The sequence below is a fragment of the Taibaiella soli genome (assembly GCF_003236175.1).
In the GTDB taxonomy this organism is placed as follows: domain Bacteria; phylum Bacteroidota; class Bacteroidia; order Chitinophagales; family Chitinophagaceae; genus QKTW01.
The window spans coordinates 208,955-232,056 of the sequence record NZ_QKTW01000022.1 but is presented as its reverse complement, the minus strand read 5'-3'; the positions used below and the strand labels follow the sequence as shown (position 1 = coordinate 232,056).

Annotated in this window: 16 protein-coding genes; 10 read left to right on the top strand and 6 right to left on the bottom strand. The window is 44.3% G+C overall.

Annotation, left to right across the window (positions count from 1 at the left end):
- Window positions 1-65: 65 nt before the first annotated feature.
- Together DN068_RS16850 and DN068_RS16845 are read right to left on the bottom strand one after the other, a co-directional pair.
- Complete coding sequence (locus DN068_RS16850) at window positions 66-923, bottom strand: hydroxymethylglutaryl-CoA lyase (RefSeq protein WP_111000105.1); 858 nt, start codon at window positions 921-923, stop codon at window positions 66-68.
- A gap of 212 nt (window positions 924-1,135) precedes the next feature.
- A complete protein-coding gene (locus DN068_RS16845) occupies window positions 1,136-1,879 on the bottom strand; it encodes a menaquinone biosynthetic enzyme MqnA/MqnD family protein (protein ID WP_243630297.1) in 744 nt (247 codons plus the stop codon).
- Between the two features lie 37 nt (window positions 1,880-1,916).
- Here DN068_RS16845 and rnhA point away from each other — a divergent pair, with 37 nt between their 5' ends.
- Window positions 1,917-2,396, top strand: coding sequence for a ribonuclease HI (gene rnhA / locus DN068_RS16840; RefSeq protein WP_111000103.1), 480 nt, complete (start codon window positions 1,917-1,919; stop codon window positions 2,394-2,396).
- A 236-nt stretch (window positions 2,397-2,632) separates the two neighbouring features.
- On the opposite strand, the gene DN068_RS16835 is transcribed toward rnhA, so the two are convergent.
- The 3 genes from DN068_RS16835 to DN068_RS16825 all read right to left on the bottom strand — a co-directional run bounded on the left by DN068_RS16835 (window position 2,633) and on the right by DN068_RS16825 (window position 6,929).
- Window positions 2,633-3,637: a cation diffusion facilitator family transporter gene (locus tag DN068_RS16835; protein WP_111000102.1), complete on the bottom strand. Its 1,005-nt coding sequence runs from the start codon at window positions 3,635-3,637 to the stop codon at window positions 2,633-2,635.
- A 145-nt stretch (window positions 3,638-3,782) separates the two neighbouring features.
- Window positions 3,783-4,148: a hypothetical protein gene (locus DN068_RS16830; protein WP_111000101.1), complete on the bottom strand. Its 366-nt coding sequence runs from the start codon at window positions 4,146-4,148 to the stop codon at window positions 3,783-3,785.
- Between the two features lie 303 nt (window positions 4,149-4,451).
- Complete coding sequence (locus DN068_RS16825) at window positions 4,452-6,929, bottom strand: penicillin acylase family protein (RefSeq protein WP_111000100.1); 2,478 nt, start codon at window positions 6,927-6,929, stop codon at window positions 4,452-4,454.
- A gap of 858 nt (window positions 6,930-7,787) precedes the next feature.
- On the opposite strand from DN068_RS16825, the gene metG reads away from it, so the two are divergent.
- The 4 genes from metG (at window position 7,788) to DN068_RS16805 (ending at window position 14,028) form a co-directional block, all read left to right on the top strand.
- On the top strand, window positions 7,788-9,875 hold the full coding sequence (metG, locus tag DN068_RS16820; protein WP_111000099.1) for a methionine--tRNA ligase: 2,088 nt from the start codon (window positions 7,788-7,790) through the stop codon (window positions 9,873-9,875).
- A 248-nt stretch (window positions 9,876-10,123) separates the two neighbouring features.
- The gene (locus DN068_RS16815; RefSeq protein WP_111000098.1) at window positions 10,124-11,461 is read left to right on the top strand and encodes an efflux RND transporter periplasmic adaptor subunit; all 1,338 of its coding nucleotides are present in this window, start codon (window positions 10,124-10,126) and stop codon (window positions 11,459-11,461) included.
- Window positions 11,462-11,615: 154 nt separating this feature from the next.
- Window positions 11,616-12,638 carry an NAD(P)H-dependent glycerol-3-phosphate dehydrogenase gene (locus DN068_RS16810; protein ID WP_243630295.1) on the top strand — a complete coding sequence of 341 codons (1,023 nt, stop codon included), beginning with the start codon at window positions 11,616-11,618 and terminating at the stop codon, window positions 12,636-12,638.
- Between the two features lie 232 nt (window positions 12,639-12,870).
- Window positions 12,871-14,028 carry an FAD-dependent monooxygenase gene (locus DN068_RS16805; RefSeq protein WP_165836432.1) on the top strand — a complete coding sequence of 386 codons (1,158 nt, stop codon included), beginning with the start codon at window positions 12,871-12,873 and terminating at the stop codon, window positions 14,026-14,028.
- A 120-nt stretch (window positions 14,029-14,148) separates the two neighbouring features.
- On the opposite strand, the gene DN068_RS16800 is transcribed toward DN068_RS16805, so the two are convergent.
- The gene (locus tag DN068_RS16800; RefSeq protein ID WP_111000096.1) at window positions 14,149-15,735 is read right to left on the bottom strand and encodes a T9SS type A sorting domain-containing protein; all 1,587 of its coding nucleotides are present in this window, start codon (window positions 15,733-15,735) and stop codon (window positions 14,149-14,151) included.
- 181 nt (window positions 15,736-15,916) lie between these two features.
- Between DN068_RS16800 and DN068_RS16795 the strand changes: the two genes are divergently transcribed.
- The 5 genes from DN068_RS16795 to DN068_RS16775 all read left to right on the top strand — a co-directional run bounded on the left by DN068_RS16795 (window position 15,917) and on the right by DN068_RS16775 (window position 23,087).
- Window positions 15,917-16,312, top strand: a complete 396-nt coding sequence (locus tag DN068_RS16795; RefSeq protein WP_111000095.1) for a VOC family protein — start codon at window positions 15,917-15,919, stop codon at window positions 16,310-16,312.
- A gap of 310 nt (window positions 16,313-16,622) precedes the next feature.
- Window positions 16,623-19,766 carry an AsmA family protein gene (locus tag DN068_RS16790; RefSeq protein WP_111000094.1) on the top strand — a complete coding sequence of 1,048 codons (3,144 nt, stop codon included), beginning with the start codon at window positions 16,623-16,625 and terminating at the stop codon, window positions 19,764-19,766.
- 345 nt (window positions 19,767-20,111) lie between these two features.
- Window positions 20,112-21,830 carry a DEAD/DEAH box helicase gene (locus tag DN068_RS16785; protein WP_243630293.1) on the top strand — a complete coding sequence of 573 codons (1,719 nt, stop codon included), beginning with the start codon at window positions 20,112-20,114 and terminating at the stop codon, window positions 21,828-21,830.
- A 67-nt stretch (window positions 21,831-21,897) separates the two neighbouring features.
- Entirely contained in the window at window positions 21,898-22,329 is a 432-nt protein-coding gene (locus DN068_RS16780; protein ID WP_111000093.1) for a septal ring lytic transglycosylase RlpA family protein, read from the top strand.
- An 8-nt stretch (window positions 22,330-22,337) separates the two neighbouring features.
- Entirely contained in the window at window positions 22,338-23,087 is a 750-nt protein-coding gene (locus tag DN068_RS16775) for a tetratricopeptide repeat protein (RefSeq protein WP_111000092.1), read from the top strand.
- Window positions 23,088-23,102: the final 15 nt, after the last annotated feature.

The following is a 23,102-nucleotide window of genomic DNA, read 5'->3' as shown; positions in this document are numbered from 1 at the left end:
ATGCCTTTATTAAGACAAAGTTTTCAAAATTGGCTAATTAATCGGCAATTGACCAATTTTCAATATTAAATAAAAACGCCAGCCGCCATTTGGGAGGCTTCGTAAAATGCGTCAAGGTTAATACCCAATTCTATTTTGTTCTTTTCAGCCCAGTAGACCAGGTTTTCTGTTGCGATATTTCCTACCAATTCATCTTCGGCCATCGGACAACCACCAATTCCTTTCATAGAACTATCGAAACGCAGACAGCCATTTTTATAAGCAGCATCCATTTTCTCTTCCCATTTATCAGCCGTAGAATGGAAATGCGCACCAATGTTCAGGTCTTTAAATTCCGGAACAAGATGACTGAAGATATATTCAATCGTATCAGGCTTCGCAACACCAACAGTATCGGACATTGCAAAAGTTTTGATTCCGAGCTGAGATAATTTCCCTACCCAATCGATCGCTACTTCAGCGTTATACGGATCGCCATACGGATTTCCGAAACCCATGGAAATATAGATCACCATTTCTTTTCCGTGCTTTACACAGAGGTTTTGCATTTCCTCCACTTGTGTCAGCGACTGTGCAATGGTCTTGTTGGTATTGCGCATCTGAAAAGTTTCTGAAATAGAAAATGGAAAACCGAGATAGCTGATCTGGTCATATACTACTGCATCTTCAGCGCCGCGTGTGTTAGCGATGATGGCCAGCAGTTTGGTATTGGTACCATCTAGATTGAGATGTGGAATGACTTCTTTAGTATCGGCGAGCTGCGGAATCGCTTTAGCGGACACAAATGAACCGAAGTCGAGTACGTCGAAACCGACACGCAAAAGTTTATTGATGTATTCAATTTTCTTTGCTGTAGGAATAAAATGTTCCCAGCCTTGCATGGCGTCACGTGGACATTCTACGAGTGTGATCTTTGCAGACATGCCGCAAAGGTAGTCTTTAAGGCGTTAATTGGGCAAATGGTTAAATAGTTAATGTCAATTACTTAAAGCGTCAATTCGATAAAAAGGCAAAAGATTAAATGAGCCATCATACGATTCGAACAACGACCCATTTAACCTTTATTTATTTAGTTAAGTTGTCTATTCAGAAATGAGACTGAATTAACCATTTAACCAATTAACCTATTTAACCTTTATTCTGCAATCATCTCCAAAAACTGCTCCAACCCTTTCTTGCGCTCAGGTGTAAGTTCGTATTTAATGTTTTCGGTATAATATTCTTTGAGATCGTAGTACGGAAACGGATGCGCCGCTACGATTTCGTCGATATGATTGAGACCGATTGCGTTTGCTTTATTGAAAGCTGCGAGAAAATCAGCAGGAAGATCTTTATTGGCGATCCAGGCTGCGAAAATAAACGGATGACCGGTTAATTTTTCCCAGGCTTCAGCCAGATCGTATACATATTCAAAATTAGTGCGTTGCTGCAAAGCACGGTCACCGATGATAACACCGGCCGTAGTATCGTTGATATATTCAATATAATTTTCCGGCGCAGGACGAAGCACTACATTCTTGTTCCAGTATTTTTCCAGCAGCAATTTTGCGAGACGAACCGACGAACGGGATTGATAATCAAGATATACCGATTCAACTCTTTCAATTGGCACCTGACTGAAAATGCACACCGAGGCCACATTTCCGTCAGACGCAATGCCATAATCGCTGACAATGCGTGCACCCGGCACAAATGGCATAGCGGCTACCGGCATCAATGCCATATCAATGGTTCCCTGTTGTAGACTTTTAGCGAGGTTGGAAGGATAATCGAGGAGTAATTCCATCTGTCCGGCCAGTGTTTCGTCTTTTTCAATTCCGTACAGCAGTGGTTTCGTATTCAAATAACTGACAGCTGCAACTTTTATTTTGGCGTCCAAGTGTATATTTTTGGGGCAAAGATAAGGCAAGGCAATCATGTCAGATCAATTGACAATTTACACAGATGGGGCTGCAAGGGGAAATCCGGGGCCAGGAGGTTACGGAGTTGTACTCCGTTGGAAGAATATGTCGCGGGAATTAGCACAAGGCTACCGCCGTACTACCAACAACCGGATGGAGCTGATGGCCGTTATTGCTGCGCTGCAGGTATTGAAGCGCGACGGTATCAATATTGTCGTGTATAGCGATTCTTCTTATGTTGTGAATGCCGTTGAGAAAGGCTGGTTGAAGAACTGGCAGCGCATCGGTTTTAAAGGAAAGAAGAATGCGGATCTCTGGAGTATGTACGTAGCACTTTCCAGCAGACAGCATGTTCGCTTTGTATGGGTAAAAGGTCATGCCGACAACCCGCTTAATAACCGTTGCGATATGCTCGCAACTGCCGCCGCAGATAGTGGCGACTGGCTGGTTGACGAAGGTTATGAGAATGCAGGAAGCCTGGAGTTTGATGAATAGTGCGCAAGCCGAAAGCTTAACGCTGAAAGCTCGCCCCCGTTATCTCTTTTGCCACCTTGAGCGGAGACGAAGGGACTTCTCAAAAATAAATTTCTCACAAAGCACACAAGGCAACGAAGATGCCAAGCCCACGCACAATGCTTTCCCAATAATGGTCGAGACTCAGCATCATAAACGTATAGAACCACTCGCGGCGAGAGTCCTCCTCCTTTGGAGGAGCTAGAGGAGGCCTCACATCAACTGACCAGTTTGTTTTTCCCGTGCTTCTGATTGGCCCAAACGTTTTCTTCTGTCCACGGAATTTGTCCTGTAAATAAAGCCTGGCGCACCGGACAATCCTCCAGCGCACACAGCGGACATTGATACGGCATACAAGCATCAACGTGAATAAACAATTCGATTTTATCTGCGAAACGATTACCGATAATAGATTCCAGTGAATGAATTTCACGCTCGGCATCCTTTACCTGATAGTACCAAGGCAGCGTCATATGTGCATCTACGTGTAATACTTCACCATATTGAATCACGCGCAGATTGTGCAGATCGATCCATTGCGGCTGACGGTTTTGCTGCAAATATTGAATCACTTGTTTCAGCAATTCTTCATCTGCTTCATCCATAATGCCGGCCAGCGACTGACGGATTACTTTATAACCCGTCACGAGAATAATTCCTGCGAAAGCCAATGCCACTACACTATCCAGCCAATTCTTTTTTGTAATCACAAGCAATGCCAGACCCGCAACAATAGCGAACGTAGAATAGGCATCGCTGCATAAATGCTTACCGGCAGCCTGTACTGTAGCAGAGCGGTTTTTCTTCCCCACTTTTACAGAATACGCGCCCAATGCGAGATTTAATATCCCCGTGATAATAGTAATGATAATACCCGCACCTAATTTATGTAATGCTGTCGGATGCAGCAATTGATTGATCGCTTCATACACAATCATCAAACCGGCAATAAAAATCAATGCACCTTCTATTGCTGCGGAAACAAATTCAATTTTACCATGACCATATGGATGGTTAAGATCACGCGGTTTAGCCGCGAGTGTAACACTGTAAAGTCCGATGAAACCGGCAATGACGTTAACCGTACTTTCCAGAGCATCAGTGAGGATGGCAATGGAATGGGTCATGTACCATGCCAGCAATTTGGCGAGAAATATGATAACGGAAACAACTGCTATTATTCTTTGTATCCGGATCGTTTCGTTATGCTTCAGTTCTGCCATATTTCGCAAAGCTCAGTTTAGTTGTTGCAAAAAGCAAAAAACTGAGCGGATTAATTTTTCAACAATGTTGTGGTCAATTGTGAATGGTCAATGCACCAATAACCAATTCGCCCTTTAAATCAGAGACGCCACGAGTATTGACCATTCACGATTGACCATTCACGACCGACGATTCACTATTGACCAACAGCGCGCCACTCCACGCACCCAGCCCGCCCAAAAGCGCGCCGATAAAGACTTCTACGCAAATGAACAAACCATAGTTTGGTAGTGAAAACAATTTTGCCATTCGTTGTGAAAGGATATGTTGATTAGCGTTATCGATCTTTAATGTCCACGCGAGCCAAAGTATTGCAATGGACAAAAACCCTGCCAGGAAAGCTTTTCCCGGTTTGAGACGAAACAACAATGCAATGATGAACGCGACTAAAACAATTGCCCACCATGCGAAAAAATATTCTGCGATCGCCGCCAGAAGTATTATTAGTATAATCGAAAAAAGAAAACGCATCTTATAAAAATTAAAAAGTCAAAAAAGCTGAAAGCATAAGGCCTAAAACTGAAAGCTTGCTCGTGTTACCTCTTACCTCTGTTGTCATCCTGAGCGGAGTCGAAGGACGACCTACTTATTCTGTAACCCCAACTCCGCGAGACCCTTCCTTGGTCAGGGTGACAAACGCGAGTCACAAAAAAACGTGCCCGATATTCTGTAGCCCAGCATCCCGTGCAGCCTGCATCCTTCATCGCAATGACGCGAGTGCGCCCCACCATATGTAACCAACACGAGTAACTGTCAATTGTCAACTGTCCACTATTAATTGAACGTCCACGTGTATTTAATCTTACTCGCATCCTGTTTTTCCTGATTTGGCAAGAACAACAAGTTGTAATAATTACCAGTCACCCAATGATCCACAAACGTGTTGTAGTAAGGACTTCCGGGATTACCACTTTGTCCGCCGGGATACACGCCGAGCCCGCGAATGCTGTCTTTATCCATCTCCACAATCATTCGCCACGAAGGACCATGATCAGATTTCACGGCATTGATTGTATTACCCCAGCCACCTACTTTCAAATGATCATAGCTGAATGCAGGGAGTTTAGTAAGATGCGCGAGTGTGGTGTTTTTGACTTGATACCACTCCAATCCATTCGCCTTGATTTTTTCTATACTGTCCATTGTCTGTTTGTAGCTCAGCTTTACAATATCACTCAACGTTTCCTTTTGTGGCGTAGAAATATCATCATACCATTTGGCCGCTGTATCACTCAAAAGAAGTTGCATCGTAACTTCAGGCGTTGGCCAGAGATTTTCAGGTACGTTTTTGAAATCGTCTTTCCAGATATTCGCGTATAATATGCTCCAAGTAATCTGGAAAGCAGTCGCATTTTTGCTATCTGCATCTAAGTTATAATCCCACAACTTACCGGTCGCATCTTTATCCCGATTATTCAATCGATCCATTATCTGCTGCATTACAGGTGCTGCGTGTTCCGCGAGATAAGAATAAGTACTATTTTGAACTTTTTGCATCCACACTTCATTCGGCACGTCAGAGAATCCGGGATAACCACTTGTAGCTTTCATTAAACTATCTCCCAAAGCCTGATTGATCTCCCAACTTCTAAATTCCAAAAAATGCCCATTATACCAATACGGATAGGTACTGTCGGTCACAGCCTGATTGGCGCTGGCGATATAACCCTGCGGCGGATTGAGCACATGCGGATTTTCACGCATCGGAATATTTTGGCCCCAGAGCGTAAGACTATCCTTCCCTTCCATCACATATTTACCCTGGTCTTTCCATTTGTTGATAAACTGTCCTTGTCCCCAAAGCGCTATGTTTCCGGCACGATCCGCATAGAGCATATTCTGCGCCGGACATTGAAAATTCATGATGCCGTTTACAAACTGATCATAATTCTGCGCACGGTTCATTTCATAGAGCGCCAATAATTCATTCGTTGCACGATGCGCCATCCAGGTCACCGCAATCTTTTTACCCGTATGTGCGGGGTCAGGGAAACGTTCATCGTAGATAACCGGACCATGCAATGTGAAGTAAAGCGTGTCAATAAAATCAGGTTTTCCTTTCACCTTGATATGCTCCATCCGCTTGCGGTAAAAATGTTTTGTACCATTGAAATTATAGCACTGATCGTCGATGCCATCGATCATGTAAAAATCCTTTACATCGCGGTAATTATTCGTAAATCCCCAGCTGATACTATCGTTGAAACCAATCACAATACCCGGATCGCCCGGCAATGACACGCCATAAGTATTAACACCCGGCGCCTGCAACTGCATTTCAAACCAAAGCGAAGGAAGATTCAAACCCAAATGCGGATCATTACAAAGAATCGGAGCGCCGCTCTGGGTATGCTTTCCAGAGATCGCCCAGTTGTTGCTACCGATACCTTCGCGCTCTATTTCTTTCTTATCACCATTCATATCGTCCTGATCATTGTAGGCAATAGCAGGCTGCTCACCGAAATGCGCAAACAAACTATCAGGAATGCCGGGAACAGAAAGTATCGGCAAAGAACGCGGTTCAAATTTTGTCCCTTCGGGAATTACCGGTTTGTAACCCGGAATTTTTTCAGGAAATAATTTATCGAATTCATCTTTCGGCAAACGATCGCGGAGGTAAGTGTGCGGAAAATCTTCGGTATAACCGGTGAGATCATCGGCCATATATTTCATCAGCAATGCCGAACGTAAATTGGTCCACTCGGTAGGTTTAAAACCCATGAGTTTATATTCCAGCGGCAGATCACGGTCTTTCAACGAATGAATGAAAGCATTGACGCCATCGGTATAAGCATCCAATACCAATTTGGTACGTGGTTCCTTTTCCATCGCCTCTACTGAATGTTCCGCACCAAACACCATGCCCTTCCGGCGCTGCATCCGGTCAAACTTCAACGCTTTCTCCCCTGCCACTTCACTTATATTGCCGCCAGCAGCCCGGGTTTCCATGTCCATTTGCCAAAGGCGGAAATAAGCATGAATAAAACCCTGTGTGAAGTAAAGATCATGGTCATTCTGTGCCCGAACGTGTGGCACCAGGCGGTCTTCCATCCAAATGGTAACAGGTTGCAGGAGTCCGTTTAAATGTGAAGTCTGTGTAAAATCTTTGCCAACGGGCTCCGCATTGGCCGCCCAACCATTTACAGGATCAAGCAAGCGGCCTAATGCTGGCAAGGTACCATGCGGTCGGTCTAACGTCCAGACTAGTGCTGCTGTGATAATAATGGGAATTCCTGCACGAAGAAAACGCATAGGATATATGTTTTGTTTAAAGCTAATAAATGAAAGCTGAAAGCGCAAGATGGTTTCCCGCAAAGAAGCATAAGAAACAAAGCCTTTATTTTAAGCGCAGCAAATATCTCGCAACGGCTCAACGCCGCGGCGCAGGATTGTCTACCCGCGCTTGTCTCCCTGACTAATTATATGGTGCCCATAATAATAACACCTTGATTTAGCAATAGCCCTTCAAATCTGGCTTCAAACCATCATGCTCCTACTTTTTTTATGCCAAAAAAAGTAGGCAAAAAAGGGCAGTCTAAGCCAGATCACTCCGTGGCTTAGACGGTCGCTCGATTGAGCTTCACTGCTACTGTGCTGCCAAACTAAGAGCCTTGAAATTGAACTCAATTTTAAATGTGTCATTGGTACACAGGAAGGGTCTCCGTTCGGCGAAGTCTCCAGACTTCGTCGTAGTGGTAACCGATCTCCTGACCGGAACAGCAAACGCAGCGGTCAGAGACCGCAGTCTACCTGAACGAAGTCTGGAGACTTCGCTCAACTGAGCACATTTTTCCGCGGGATATCTCCTTCGTCGATATGACATTTTGATTATACACTCCAAATTCACCGTTGTCTATTCACCATTAACGCCTCCGTTCGGCGCAGTCTCCTGACCTCGTCGTAGTGGTAACCGGTCTCCTGACCTCGTCGTAGTGGTAACCGGTCTCCTGACCGGAACAGCAAACGCAGCGGTCAGAGACCGCAGTCTACCTGAACGAAGTCTGGAGACTTCGCTCAACTAAGGGCTTTCAGCTTTCAGCTCCTTAGCTATATGCTTTCAGCTCAAATCGGCGTATCTTGCAGCTTCGTTATAAGAATATATAATAAGAAATGGATTATAAACGTATACTGGTTACAGCGGCATTGCCTTATGCCAATGGTCCGGTTCATATAGGCCACCTGGCAGGATGTTATTTACCGGCAGACATTTATGTACGTTATCAGCGTGCACAAAAGCGTGATATTAAGTTTATTTGCGGCAGCGATGAGCATGGTGTTCCCATCACCATCCGTGCCATGAAAGAAGGCATTACCCCACAGCAAGTCGTAGACAAATACCATGCGCTGATTGGCGAAAGCTTCAAAGACATGGGTATTTCATTCGATATCTATTCCCGCACTTCCAGCGATGTACACCGCGAAACTGCACAAGCTTTCTTCAAAAAGCTGTATGACGACGGTGTTTTTGAAGAACGTGAAAGTGAACAATACTACGACGAGGAGAAAAATGTATTCCTCGCCGACCGTTATATTATAGGTACCTGCCCGGTTTGTGGCAACGAAAATGCTTATGGTGATCAATGCGAGCGTTGTGGTTCTTCCCTGTCTCCTGAGCAATTGATCAATCCGCGCAGCGCACTCAGCAATGCGCCGCTGGTAAAACGCAAAACCATTCACTGGTATTTCCCGCTCAATAAATATGAAGACTTCCTGAAACAATGGATCGTGGAAGGCAAAAAAGACGAGTGGAAAGCAAACGTTTACGGTCAGTGTAAAAGCTGGCTTGATAGCGGCCTGCAGCCACGCGCCATGACCCGCGACAGCAACTGGGGCGTTCCTGTACCAATTGAAGGTGCAGAAGGCAAAGTGCTGTATGTATGGTTTGACGCACCGATCGGTTATATCAGCGCTACCAAAGAACTGACCAACCAATGGGGAGACTACTGGCAACAGGAGGATACCAAACTGGTGCATTTTATCGGTAAGGATAATATTGTATTCCACTGTATCATTTTCCCGTCGATGCTGAAAGCACATGGCGGATTTGTACTGCCTGATAATGTTCCGGCCAATGAATTCCTGAACATCGAAGGTGAAAAAGTATCTACCTCGCGCAACTGGGCTGTTTGGGTAAATGATTATGTAAAAGATTTTCCTGAGCAACAAGACCTGCTGCGTTATGTACTGGCGGCAAATGCTCCTGAAACTAAGGATAACGACTTTACCTGGAAAGATTTCCAGACACGTTGTAACAGCGAACTGTCCGGCAACCTGGGCAACTTTGTAAACCGTGCGTTCGTAATGATGCACAAACTTTGCGGTGGTAAAGTTCCAAAACTGCATGAAGATGCAATGGACGACACCGATCGTGCCATTATCGAAGACATCAAAAATTCAAAAGCAGTAATTGAAGCTGCAATTGAAGGTTATAAATTCCGTGATGCGCTTTCTGAGATTATGGCGTTTTCATCTAAGGGTAATAAATACCTCCAGGTAAATGAACCTTGGAATCTGGTGAAAAAACTGGATACCAATCCGGAATTGCAAAAACGTATCGACAACTGTATTCACTTGTCCTTGCAACTTTGCGCGAACCTGGCAATTTACATCAATCCGTTCCTGCCATTTACCGCACAGAAAATGCTGCACATGATGAAAGTGGTAGATCGTATGCTGGAATGGAATAACGCTGGCCGTCTGGATCTCCTGAACGTAGGTTATCCGCTGCGCGCGCCGGAATTGCTGTTCCGTAAAATAGAAAATGAAGAAATCGACACTCAGGTAGCCAAACTGAAAGCTGGTCTGGTAAAACCGGCAGTTGCGCCAGAACAAAAACCTGTAGCTCCGGCAAAAGCGGAAGAAGCGCCAAAGGAAATCATCACTTTCGATGATTTTGCGAAGATAGATCTGCGTGTAGGCACCATCCTCAGCGCTGAAAAAGTAGAAAAAGCAGACAAACTGCTGAAACTGGAAGTGGATCTGGGTTATGAAAAACGTACGATTGTTTCGGGTATCGCATTGCATTTTAAACCGGAAGAAATCGTCGGTAAACAAGTAACTGTGGTTGCAAATCTGGCTCCGCGTAAAATGCGTGGCATCGAAAGTGCCGGTATGATCCTGATGGCTGAAAACGCCGAAGGTAAACTGATCTTCGTTGCTCCGAACGAAATGACGGATGCCGGTAGTGGCGTTAAATAGGCTAACACGTTAAAAAGTTAATAGGTTAATACGTGTGAGTTGTCAATTGTGAGTTCCACCGCGTATAACCACATTCTCATGTCGACGAAAGGAGACAGCTCGCGAAAGCATGGACACGTGTTATTGTGAGACTGCTCCTTCGGCGAAATGAGAATACAGGCTTCGACTCCGCTCAGCCGGACAAATAGTCCACTGTCAATTAAAGAAATAAATAACTAAGTTTACATCCATTAACAGAACTTCTGTATATGAAGAAAAAGACCCTTTGGTGGATTATCGGTGCTTTTGTTTTACTGCTTATCATCCTGATTGCCGTGGGCAAAAAAGGCGATGGCAACCTCACAAAAGTGGCCACCGAAAAAACTGCCAAACACACTATTACGGAAACAGTAACAGCCAGCGGAAAGATCTATCCGGAAACGGAAGTAAAACTCAGTCCGGAAGTAAGTGGGGAAATCATTGAACTGACGGTTGACGAAGGAGATAGTGTTCATAAAGGACAGCTGCTCGTAAAAATCAACCCGGCGGTTTACAATTCTATCGTCAATCAGGCATCTGCCAGCGTATCGCAATCCCGCGCCAGCGCGAGCAATACCCGCGAAATGATGGGTCAGGCACAGTCTCAATATGACCTTGCGCTAGCCACATACAAACGCAATCAGAAACTATACCAGGAAAAAGTAATTTCTGCCCTGGAATTTGAACAAGCAGAAGCAAACTATAAAAGTGCCAAAGCAACATACGAAGCGTCAAAATCAAGTACACTCGGTGGCGGATTTGGTGTAGCTGCTGCAGAAGCGAATTTAAATCAGGCACAAGAAAATCTCCTGAAAACAACGATTGTTGCACCAACTTCCGGTATCATTTCTTCGTTGAACGTAAAGAAAGGAGAACGCGTATTGGGTACAGCACAAATGCAAGGTACCGACATGCTTTCCATCGCAGATATGAGCCGTATTGAAGTGCGGGTGGATGTTAGTGAAACCGATATCGCGAAAGTAAAAATCGGTGACACGACTACAATTGAAGCTGATGCTTACCGCAATCGCAAATTCACAGGTATTGTTTCTAAAGTCGGTGTATCCAGCAATAAATCAGGCGTAGCAGCCGTAAGCACTGATCAGGTGACCAACTATACGGTACACATCCTGATCCTGCCGTCAAGCTATGCGGATCTCGCAACTACCCTGCCGAAAGGTCGTTTTGTGTTTAAACCGGGTATGTCTGCTTCTGTGGAAATCCAAACGCGCCGCGAAAGAGACGTGCTTTCCGTTCCGGTGAATGCGGTAACTACCCGCGACTGGCCGGACAGCATTAAAAACAAGAACAAAAACAGCAACAGTCTTGAAAACAACGACATCCGCCAAGTGGTTTTCGTTTACGATGCTAAACTCAAACAAGTGGCATTACGTGATGTAAAAACTGGCATTCAGGACAACCTGTACATCCAGATCCTTAGTGGACTCAAAGACGGAGAAGAAATTGTAACCGCTCCATATGGCGCCATCGCCCGCATTCTGAAAGACAAAACAAAAGTTCAGACGGTAGCAAAGGATAAGCTGTTTGAAGCAAAAACGGAAGACTAATTCAGTTGACAATTGACAGTTGACAGTTAATAGTTGATACCAACTCACAATTTTGACGTTTCACGTTTGACCATTCACCATTGACCATTGACCACTCACCATTGCCCACTCACTACTGACCACTCACAATTTTGACATCTACAACGAAACAACATTGAACTCAGAAACACTCGGCACGATAGGGATTGTAGGAAACGGAAGCTGGGGCACCGCGCTCGCTAAAATGCTTACGGATAATGGCCATCATATTTACTGGTGGGTACGCAGTGAAGATGCGGTCAATCATCTTAAGACACGACATCACAACCAGCGTTACCTCACCTCGGTATCCTTTGCGCCTGAAAAACTAACACCGACTACCGATATCAATCTTGTTTTTGAACAATGTCAGACAATCGTTTTTTGTGTGCCTTCCGCTTTCGCCATGGATGTGCTGGACAAAGTGACGGCCGAACAATGGAAAAACAAAAACGTAGTTTCGGCAATTAAAGGCATTTTACCCTCCTGCAATTTGTTACTCAACGATTATCTCGTAGAGCAAATGAATTTTCCGCTGGAACAATATGTTTCAATTACAGGTCCTTGTCATGCAGAAGAAGTAGCAGCAGAACGCCTGTCTTACCTCACTTTCTCCGGTTTGAACGACGACCGCACCAATGCTGTAGCCAAAGCGTTCGGCAACAATTATATTTTCACCACTGCCAATCATGATATCTGGGGCGCACAATTCGCCGCAGTACTCAAAAATATTTACGCCATCGGCGCCGGCATGGCGCACGCACTCGATTACGGCGATAACTTCCTGAGCGTTTACATCACCAATTGCTATCGCGAAATGTACCACTTCCTGGACGCACATTTCGAGAAAGTACACCCATCCAACGAACGACCAGACTTCCACACCAGTGCTTATCTCGGTGATCTGCTCGTAACCTGTTATTCATTACATAGCCGTAACCGTACGTTCGGTACCATGCTGGGCAAAGGCTACTCTGTAAGAACTGCTACGCTTGAAATGAATATGGTAGCTGAAGGTTATTATGCGGCACGCGGCATGCAATCGATTTCCCAGACTTTCGATATCCCATTGCCAATTGCTAAAACCTTATACCAGGTAATGTACGAACAACAGGATCCTGCCATAGCCTTCAGACAGTTGGAGCGGATACTATCTTAAGCTAAAAGCACAAAGCTTAAGGCTTAAAACGTTTCGATATTGTCAAAAAAAATCGCGTACAACGGTAGATAAATTACACCGTAGCACTGTCAATAACCTGATACATTCGTTCTGACTATCCCTTGCTTATGTGAAAAACAATTGCGGCGGAGACGGTTTCCTGCGTTAAGCTTTTGGCTTTAGGCTTCGGCAGTTTGCATATCATCATTATTTAATTTAATTTATGCTTTCTATGAAAGCTATAATTATCGGTGGCGGTATCGGCGGGCTAACTGCCGGTATTGCGCTGCAAAAGCGAGGCATCGATTACGAAGTATTTGAATCTGCACCCGAAATACGTCCTGTCGGTGCCGGCATCTGGCTGGGCGGCAATGCGATGAATGTATTCGAAAAACTCGGAGTCGCCGACGCCATTAAATCCTGTTCTTATTATCAGAAAGAGATTTTTATCAAAGATTATCGGGGCAGTATTCTGCAGCGGGTAGACAACGAACTGATCCGTCAGAAATACGGTAACGGCACCTATTCAATTCATCGGGCAGCACTGCAGGAAGTGCTGGCCGCCGAAGTCGGCACTAAATTACATACAGGCAAAAAATGCACCGGCATTTACCAGCACACAAGCGGCGTTACCGCACATTTTGAAGACGGCACGCAGGTACATGGAGATTTTGTAATTGCAGCAGACGGCATCCGTTCCGTGATCCGCGAAAAATATGTTACCAAAGCTGTATACCGTTATTCCGGACAAACCTGTTGGCGGGCAATTGTGCACATGAATCTTCCCAGGGAAGAACAAAATCAAAGTGCAGAAATATGGGGTTATGACCGCGGACTACGGGCTTCTTATTCACAGGTTGGCAAAGAACAGGTTTATTTCTGGGTAACCATTGCTATGGAAAAAGACAGCCATTTCAATAATATGGATGCACATCGGCAGATCAAGAAATGGTTGCAGCCGTTTAGCGGGTACAATCTGCAAACGGTTGTCCGGAATATTCAACCGGAATTACTCATCCACTCCGATCTTTATGACATCAAGCCAGTTGATAAATGGTATGCGGGAAATATCGTGCTGCTCGGAGATGCTGCTCATGCCACCACACCCAATCTCGGACAAGGCGCAGGACAAGCGATTGAAGACGCTTATGTTTTAGCTGCCTGTCTTGAAAAAGAACCCGATCAACCACAGGCTGCATTTGCCAACTACCAAAATAAACGCATTAAACGAACACAAAAAGTAGTTGATATTTCCTGGAAACTTGCCCAAATGACCAATATTGGCAATCCGGCCTTACGTCATATCCGGAACTGGATCATTAAAGCGACGCCAAATTTCGTGACGCAGAAACAATTTGATTTACTGTACGGAATAGATCTGGATAGCTGATTAAAAGCTGAAAGCCTGAGGCTACCAGCTTTTACGCTTATACCCAAAAACAGAACAGCAACAATCCCATGAAGACTGCTGCTGTCTGCGTTTTTAACCACCCTAGCCGGGAATACTTCATTATCTTAAAATCACTTTTCCGGTGGTTAGAATTTCATTTTGATCAGAAAGGATCTCGTAGAAATAAAACCCTTTATTAATTATGCTCGCATCAATACGGTTATCCAGAATTCTTTCCGTCAATATCCTTTTACCGCTCATATCTATCAGCACAAAATTGTAATTGCCTTCAGAAACGGGCAATAGAAAATTCAACATGCCGTAAGATGGATTTGAGTACAGAACAATATCATTTGCGTTAACGACACCAGCTACTCCTGTAACAATTGGCGGTGGCACTTTCTGTGCGTCCAGTTTTACTACCCAGTAATCAGGTATACCCGGACTATGACTATTCGTGACATCATAATCATCAGAAGAGGTATAACCGGTCACCACATAACCACCATCCAAGGTAGTCTGTACACAAGTGGCACGATCATCACCGCTGCCCCCCAGCGTTTTTTGCCAATACATAGAGCCGTCTGCCGGATTAATCATGATCATCCAATAATCATAGATTCCATGATTACCCTGAACATCGCCATCAATAGAATTGGAATAACCGGCAATTACATAAGCCCCACCTGACTGGCACATGGATGTTGCATAATCGTCTCTCGTACCACCATAAATGTTTTGCCACTGAATACTGCCACTTGCATCTGTTTTTACAATCCAATAGTCGTAGCCCCGATTCGTATGACCAGTGGTCACATCACCATCAGAAGATTTAGAATAACCGGCTACAAGGTAACCGCCATCATCTGTCTGCCGAACGGCTGCACCCTGATCATCGTCGCTGCCGCCAAGTGATTTTTGCCATAACAGGTTTCCATTGGCATCCATCTTGGTCATCCAATAATCAAAACTGCCTCCGTGATTACCGGTCACATCGCCGTCTAAAGAATTAGAATAACCAATTACGATATAGCCACCTTCGCTGGTCTGATGCATTTCCATTGCATTGTCAAGCCCAGTGCCGCCCATGGCTTTCTGCCATTGAATATTACCGACATTGTCCAGCTTTACCACCCAATAATCATTAGAACCATGATTACCGTTTACATCGCCATCATTAGAATTTGTATAACCACAAACTGCGTATCCGCCATCACTGGTCTGTATTACAGATGAGGCGTAATCATCCAGGCTGCCACCCAGTGAACGTTGCCACATCAGATGTCCTTCCGCATCAAGTTTTACCAGCCAATAGTCAATAGAGCCGTTGTGATTATTTGTAATGTCCCCATCATTAGAATTAGAATAACCGGCAACCATATAGCCGCCGTCAGTGGTAGCGATCACAGACGTTGCGTAATCATCCAGACTGCCGCCATACAGATTAGTCCATAACATTTTTCCGGTGGAGTCCGTTTTAACGACCCAATAGTCAAACCCACCATGATTGTTCCCTTGAATATCGCCGTCATTCGACCTTGTATAACCGGCGGTCACATAGCCGCCATCATTAGTCCGGCATATCGAAGTAGACTGGTCTAAAGCACTTCCGCCCATGGCTTTTTGCCACTGTATAATGGGTGCTTGTGCATTGGCCTTCGTGCCCCAAATGCCTGCTACTAGAAAGAGGAGAATTATTTGTTTCATAACAGGTGCATTTCTTAGCCCAAAGGTAAACCAGGACTGCAATCCATTCGCCTATATAAAATATTAATTTAACACATTATTTAGTCAGAATCAGTATTACAATACAAAAAATATAACACTTCTTTGAATGTATAAATAATAGGCTCATATTGCGTGCACTAACACAAAAAACTGTTTTCCCATGGCTATAGACAAACTCAATATTCCGCCGAACAACCAGGTTGTGATGCCTTATTTAATTCTGCACGATGCAGCCGGTTTTCTGGCTTTTACAGAAGCGATTTTGGGAGCGAGACTTTTGATAAAACACATGCGTACGGAAACGATCATTCAGCACGCAGAGATCATCATCGGAGACAGCACCATAATGTTTGCCGAAGCCACACAAGACTATCCGCCACAGCCCGCCGGTCTTTTTATTTACGTCACGAACGTAGACGAGACTTATAAAAAAGCATTGGACGCAGGCGCAAAGTCCATCAGTCAACCTGCCGATCAGGAATACGGAAGAAGCTGTGGCGTAATCGACCCTTCAGGAAATACCTGGTGGATCACGACGGTGCTTAATAAAGCCTAAAATCGCTGGTAACTTGCGGTGAGCCCGACAACGTTTGGCCTGAAATGTGAAATGTCAAACATCAGCGACGAAAGCCCAAATCTTGTTTCTACTGCTATTCGGATGGGTGTCGAAGAATGATTTCCGGACTGGAACGCATCGACCTATTAACTTATTAACCTATTAACGTGCCACCGCTTTGTGCTTTGCGCTTTAAACGTACTTTTGCGCGGCTTTCTCAAAAAAATCTTGCCGAAAAAAAATAGTATGTAAAAACATTATTTTAAATTAGGTGTAGAGTCAGTGAAGAGAATGCCCGCTAAACCATTTTATGAAGAAACTTATTCTCAAAGTACTCAAGATATCCGGCATTACGCTGGGCAGTATTATAGCATTGCTATTCCTGCTGCCGATGATGTTCCCCGGTTTCGTGGCCAAAAAAATTAAAACCTGGGCCAATGGTGCGATTACCGGTGAGCTCAATTTTTCTAAAGCCCGTCTTTCGTTTTTCAACCACTTCCCCGCCCTTACACTTACACTGCATGATTTTTCGCTGAAAGGCTCTGCGCCGTTTCAGCAAGACACATTGCTGTCTGCACAGGAAGTGGCGTTCGGCATTGATCTCGGTACACTTTTTTCCAACAGAATTAAGATCAACGAAATTTACATCTCACGCGGTGCAGCTCACGTAGAGATTGATTCTGCCGGTCATGCCAATTATAATGTTTATAATCCGGCACCTTCATCAAAAACACCAAGTACTGATACCAGCAGTGCTTCGCTGAAAATTGAAAAGATACAGCTCGACCATATCAACTTATTATATGACGACCGGTCTATTCCGATGCTCATCACAGCGCAGGACCTAAACTATTTGGGGAAAGGCGATCTTAGCCAATCTATCTTCGATTTGATTTCGCACATCGATGTTGCCAGTTTCTCATTTGCCGAAGGCGGGCAGGAATATATTCATTCCAAAAAGCTGAATGCGGATCTGGTAACCAAGATCAATACCAACTCGCTTTCTTTCATCTTCGAGAAAAATGACCTCAAACTAAATACGCTGCCGGTGAATTTTAAAGGTCGTGTAGACTTCCTGAAAGAGGGTTACAGCATGGATTTCCGATTAATCTCCAATGCCACCGATCTACACGATGTATTGTCGGCTTTGCCGCCGGAATATGCCGACTGGAGCGCAAAAGTGGATGCACACGGCAAAACGGAAATGAACGTTGCCCTTACCGGGATTTACGACGCAAACACGAACACCATGCCGAGCCTTAGTTTCGACATGAAAATCCGTGATGGTTCTATCGCTTACGATAAAGCCCCGGAACCCATTCAGCATTTGTACCTGAATTTCCGCACAGCGTTCCCCAATTTTAATCCGGACAGCCTTTATGTAAATGTCGACAGCCTTTACTTTACCCTGGGACAGGGATATTTCAATTCTGTCGCTCGCGTACAAGGATTGAATGTCTCTCACCTGCATGCGAAACTTGACGCTAAACTGGATCTTGAAAAATGGGACCGCGCCATCGGATTGCAGGCTTATGATCTGAAAGGTATGTATACCGTAAATCTCATGGCCGAAGGCAAATACAGAACCGGCGTGAAGTACAGCATGAAAGGATTCCGTCAGCAGGCAGACACCGTTGTTACTTGTATTCCGTCGTTTACTTTGAAATCGACAATGCAGAATGGCTATTTCAAATATGCCTCTTTACCGCAAGGTATCAGCAATATCAATTTTAATCTCGACGCATCTTGCCCTGATAGCGTGTATCAGCATACCGTCCTTAATCTCGACAATCTGAATGCCACTGCAATGGATAATTTCATCAAAGGTTTTTTCCATATCAAAAACATGGCAGACTACTCGATGGAAGGCAATATTCAGTCAATCGTAAACCTCGCCGATATTCAGAAATTCTATCCGCTGGACAGCATGGAGCTGGCTGGTCATCTGCATATAGACGGCAATGTGAAAGGCCGTTATGTTCCGGCAAAACATGAATTCCCGATTACGACAGTACAACTTGATCTGAAAGATGGCCGCGTAAAAACAAAATATTATCCAAACCCGATTGAACAGATACAAGTAGGCGCTACGATTACCAATACAACAGGCAGCATGAAATCAATGGCCGTAAAAGTGACACCGATTTCATTCTTGTTTGAAGGATTACCTTTCACCATTCAGGCAGATCTTAAAAACTTTGACGATCTCCGCTACTGGGTAAAATCAAGCGGCACATTAGATGTGGGCAAAATCTACAAGGTATTTTCTCAGAAAGGACTCGATGTAAAAGGTTTCATCAAAGCGAGCCTGGCGTTACAAGGGCTGCAAAGCGATGCCACAAAAGGCCATTACGACCGCTTGCATAATTCAGGTACACTAACGCTGAAGGATATTACTGTTACGCTGGAAGAATTCCCGAAACCATTTGTAATTAAAACAGGCGTCTTCCGTTTTGATCAGGACAAAATGTGGTTCGACAAATTTGACGCGGTTTATGGTAATTCTCATTTTACACTCAATGGCTACCTGAGCAATGTGATCAACTATGTAATGAATGATAAAGCATCGTTACACGGGCAATTTGACCTCAACAGTGATATGGTGGTGGTTGATGAATTTACGGCTTTCGCCAGCGAACAAACTACTGCCAGTCCAAAAGCTGCATCCACAGCAGCAAATGACAATACTGGCGTTGTAGTTGTCCCATCCAATCTTTCACTGGTATTTAATGCTGCTGTCAAAAAAGTACTGTACAATGGCATGACGATTTCAGATGTGAAGGGTCATATGCGTATTGACAGCAGTAAAATCTTCCTGACCGAAACCGGCTTTACATTAGTAGGCGCGCCGTTTTTAATGGATGCTACTTATGGAAGCATTACACCGAAAAAAGCATTCTTCAAATACAAAATAGACGCGAAAGACTTTGACGTAAAACGCGCTTACAATGAAATCAAAGTATTTAAGGAAATGGCTCCGGCAGCCGGAAAAGCAGAAGGTATCATTTCACTCAATTATGAACTGGAAGGAAAACTGGATGCGAATATGATGCCGGTTTATCCTTCATTAAAAGGTGGCGGCGTACTGTCTCTGAAAAAAGTGAAAGTAAACGGGTTGAAATTATTCGGTGCCGTAAGTAAAGCTACTGGCCGTGACAGCGTTAATAACCCAGACCTTTCTGAAGTGAAGATTAAATCACATATTGCTGACAACATCATGACTATCGAACGGACCAAAATGAAAATATTTGGTTTCCGTCCGCGAATAGAAGGTCAAGTAAGTCTGGATGGCAAACTAAATCTGAAATTCCGTTTAGGGCTTCCTCCGTTTGGCATCATTGGTATTCCAATGACGATCACTGGTACCGGCGAAAATCCGAAAGTGCATATGGGCAAAGGAAACGATACAGATTCACTGGAAGCCACACATATAGGACCTGATCCTGAGGAATAAAATCTAACTAACACTTGACGGTTAATTATTTATCTGCAAAAAAAGCGTTTCGTATGATGCGAGACGCTTTTTTTATGCATTTCTTTTTCGGCGAGGCAACAGAAGCGGCAAAAACCAGAGCACACACAATCTCAACTCATTACGCACAATTGATATCCTAAAACTCATTTTCATCAGCATTCATAACAGACAACTCACTACTCACAAATCAGATATCAACGATCAAAACATCAGCCATTTGGCATTAAATAACTAAATCTTTAAGAAAAAAAACATACATAGAAAACTTTCTACCTTAAAATACGCTATCTTTGCGCCCTCAATTCAAACTTTTAAGTTCTTAGAATGATTTCTTTTTCTTCCTTCTCCATGCGAGAAGAATTGATGCGTGCCGTAACGGACATGGGTTTCGAGACACCAACCCCTATTCAACAGAAAGTAATACCACAACTCTTATCTAATCCGTCTGACATCATTGGCCTGGCGCAAACCGGTACCGGTAAAACTGCCGCCTTTGGTCTTCCATTACTGCATCATACTGACGTTGCACAGAAACATGTGCAAGCCCTGGTTCTTAGTCCTACACGTGAATTGTGTATGCAGATCCAGGAGGAGTTTAAAAAATATGGCCAACACATGCGTGGACTGAAAACAGTTGCCGTGTATGGTGGTGTGCCGATTGGCGGACAAATCCGCGAACTGAAACATGGCGCTCAGGTAGTTGTTGCTACCCCGGGCCGCTTAATTGACTTGCTGGAACGTAAGGCACTGTCGTTAGAAGAAGTTGAGTACGTAGTACTTGACGAAGCTGATGAAATGCTGAACATGGGCTTCCGTGAGGATATCGATTTTATCCTGAAAAACACACCGGCACGTAAATACACATGGTTGTTCTCTGCTACGATGAGCAATGAAGTGCGCGGCATCGCTAAGCGTTTCATGAACAAATGGGAAGAGTTTTCCGTTGCGGCTGCTAACGCAACCAACGAGAATATTGACCACCAGTATTATGTGACTAATCACCACAACCGTTTTGAAACACTGCGTCGTCTCCTCGACTTTGCACCTGGTATCTACGGTATCATCTTTACGCGTACCAAACAAGATTGTCAGGACATCGCTGAAAAGCTGATGCGCCAGGGTTATCATGTAAGTCCGCTGCACGGTGACATGGATCAGAAAATGCGTAGCAAGGTACTGGAACGTTTCAAAAACAGAAGCCTGCAGGCGATTGTTGCAACAGACGTTGCCGCACGTGGTATTGACGTAAACGACATCACACACGTTATCAACTACGAACTGCCTGATGATCCGGAAGTGTACACACACCGCAGTGGCCGTACAGCCCGCGCCGGTAAATCTGGTATCTGTATGTCGATCGTTTCTCCTAAAGAAATTTCCAGCATCCGTCAGATCGAGCGTATCGTAAAATCACGTTTCCACCGCAGCGATATTCCTGATGGTGCAGAAGTGGTACGCAAGCGCCTGTTCTACTACCTGGAACAAATTGAAAATGCAGAACCGAAAAGCGATTTCGCACACGTATACCAACAAAGTATCCATGAGCGTTTCGACAGCATGGACAAAGATGAGCTGATTCGTCGTCTCATCTGGTTGCAGCTGAAAGAAACAATCGATGCTTACAATGATGCGGAAGATCTGAACGCTGGTTATGAAAAACAAGGTTCACGTAGTAGCGCTGCTGCCAGCGGTCGCTCTTCAGTACGTTTGTTTATCAACCTGGGTGTGAAAGATGGTCTGACACCGGAAAAACTGGTTCATTTCATCACAGAATCTACCGATATGGAGTCTAACGTGATTGATCGCGTGACCGTTCGCGACCTGAGTAGCTTCTTTAATGTGCCTTCAAGCGCCGCTGAATTCATCCAGCAAGTGCTCCCGACGAAGAAATTTAAGGGCAGAAAAGTACGTATCGAAGAGGCAGAACAACGTGACCGCAATGGCGGTGGCGGTGGTGGAAGACCATCAGGTTCAAAACCTTATGGTGGCTTCAAAGGCAAAAGCGACCGTCCGGGTTCACAGAAATTTAACAAGCGATATTAATAATTAATCTCATACAAATAAGGTTTTCCGTAGTATTATCCATATATTTGCGAAAACACAATAGAGTATGAGGCGTTTGTTAATAACTACAGTTTTATTTTTAGTTGGTCTTCATTTGTACGGTCAAAAGCCGGCAAACACTAATAACAAAAAAGGTGTTGCCAGTTTCTATCACGACAAATTCGAAGGTCGCCGCACTGCTACTGGTGAGGTCTTCGATAACGACAAATACACTGCGGCCTGCAACAAACTGCAACTTGGTACTTATGTTAAAGTAACAAATGCTGCAAATGGCCGTATCGTTTATGTCCGCATCAACGATAGAATGGCTGCCAACAACCAGCGTCTGATTGACCTGGCGAGTGTAGCCGCCGAGCAACTTGATTTTACAGATGCCGGTACCACTAAAGTAAAATTGGAGATTGTCTCTGAAAAGGAAGGCAAAATGGGAATCCTGGCGCAGAAAGAAGTATTCGCCAGTCCTAAAAACGAGTTTTAACTTTTAAAATGATAGAAGAAAGTCCTCACGATATCGTGGGGACTTTTTTATTTGATACTTTCACTGAAATGCTAAGATTTCAACTAATAAGAGTTTCACTGGCCGTCCTTGCTTTACCTGTTATCCTTGCAAGTTGTACCAATACCTCATCCAATGACGAGGAATTTATGGCCGAAGTCAGATCCTCAACTTCTAAAACGCTTCTTGAACAAAATCAGCAGGCGCGAAAATGGATGAAGGAGAAAGCAAACCTAAAAGCGTTGGCAACGGTTGATCAGAAAAAAGCCATTTCCCAAATTGATAGCTTACTAAATAGTAAAACGTTGGAATTGGATCAGCTAGATGAATTGCACGCCCTAAAGGGAAATATCTATTATAAAATGGATAGCTTTCAGAAGTCTGTTATCGAATTCGGAACTGCCGCCCAAAGATTAAATATGCAATCCCCACGGGATTTAGCAGGCCGGGCTGGTGCGTATATTAAACTAAAGCAATATCCAGACGCATTATCGGATTTGAAAGCTGCCGCTGCCATCAATTATGATTATTACTGGAACCTGGGCAACTACTTTGAAATTGTGGGGAATAGAGACTCTGCAGCATTTTACTATACCAAACTATTCACCAAAGACACCATCTATTATAGATTTTGTCGCGACAGAGCCACTGAACTTGCCCAACCGCAAGCTAAGCTGATGAAGGAGTTAAAATACATAGACACAAGCGAAACGGTACTCTTAGTTAAACCGGTACAATAACAAGAAAGCTCAGCA

Excerpts from the sequence above, each read along its gene's own strand:
- DN068_RS16850 (WP_111000105.1), bottom strand. The coding sequence starts at position 923 with ATGTCTGCAAAGATCACACTCGTAGAATGTCCACGTGACGCCATGCAA.
- rnhA (WP_111000103.1), top strand. The coding sequence starts at position 1,917 with ATGTCAGATCAATTGACAATTTACACAGATGGGGCTGCAAGGGGAAAT.
- DN068_RS16835 (WP_111000102.1), bottom strand. The coding sequence starts at position 3,637 with ATGGCAGAACTGAAGCATAACGAAACGATCCGGATACAAAGAATAATA.
- DN068_RS16830 (WP_111000101.1), bottom strand. The coding sequence starts at position 4,148 with ATGCGTTTTCTTTTTTCGATTATACTAATAATACTTCTGGCGGCGATC.
- DN068_RS16825 (WP_111000100.1), bottom strand. The coding sequence starts at position 6,929 with ATGCGTTTTCTTCGTGCAGGAATTCCCATTATTATCACAGCAGCACTA.
- metG (WP_111000099.1), top strand. The coding sequence starts at position 7,788 with ATGGATTATAAACGTATACTGGTTACAGCGGCATTGCCTTATGCCAAT.
- DN068_RS16815 (WP_111000098.1), top strand. The coding sequence starts at position 10,124 with ATGAAGAAAAAGACCCTTTGGTGGATTATCGGTGCTTTTGTTTTACTG.
- DN068_RS16805 (WP_165836432.1), top strand. The coding sequence starts at position 12,871 with ATGAAAGCTATAATTATCGGTGGCGGTATCGGCGGGCTAACTGCCGGT.
- DN068_RS16800 (WP_111000096.1), bottom strand. The coding sequence starts at position 15,735 with ATGAAACAAATAATTCTCCTCTTTCTAGTAGCAGGCATTTGGGGCACG.
- DN068_RS16795 (WP_111000095.1), top strand. The coding sequence starts at position 15,917 with ATGGCTATAGACAAACTCAATATTCCGCCGAACAACCAGGTTGTGATG.
- DN068_RS16790 (WP_111000094.1), top strand. The coding sequence starts at position 16,623 with ATGAAGAAACTTATTCTCAAAGTACTCAAGATATCCGGCATTACGCTG.
- DN068_RS16785 (WP_243630293.1), top strand. The coding sequence starts at position 20,112 with ATGATTTCTTTTTCTTCCTTCTCCATGCGAGAAGAATTGATGCGTGCC.
- DN068_RS16780 (WP_111000093.1), top strand. The coding sequence starts at position 21,898 with ATGAGGCGTTTGTTAATAACTACAGTTTTATTTTTAGTTGGTCTTCAT.
- DN068_RS16775 (WP_111000092.1), top strand. The coding sequence starts at position 22,338 with ATGATAGAAGAAAGTCCTCACGATATCGTGGGGACTTTTTTATTTGAT.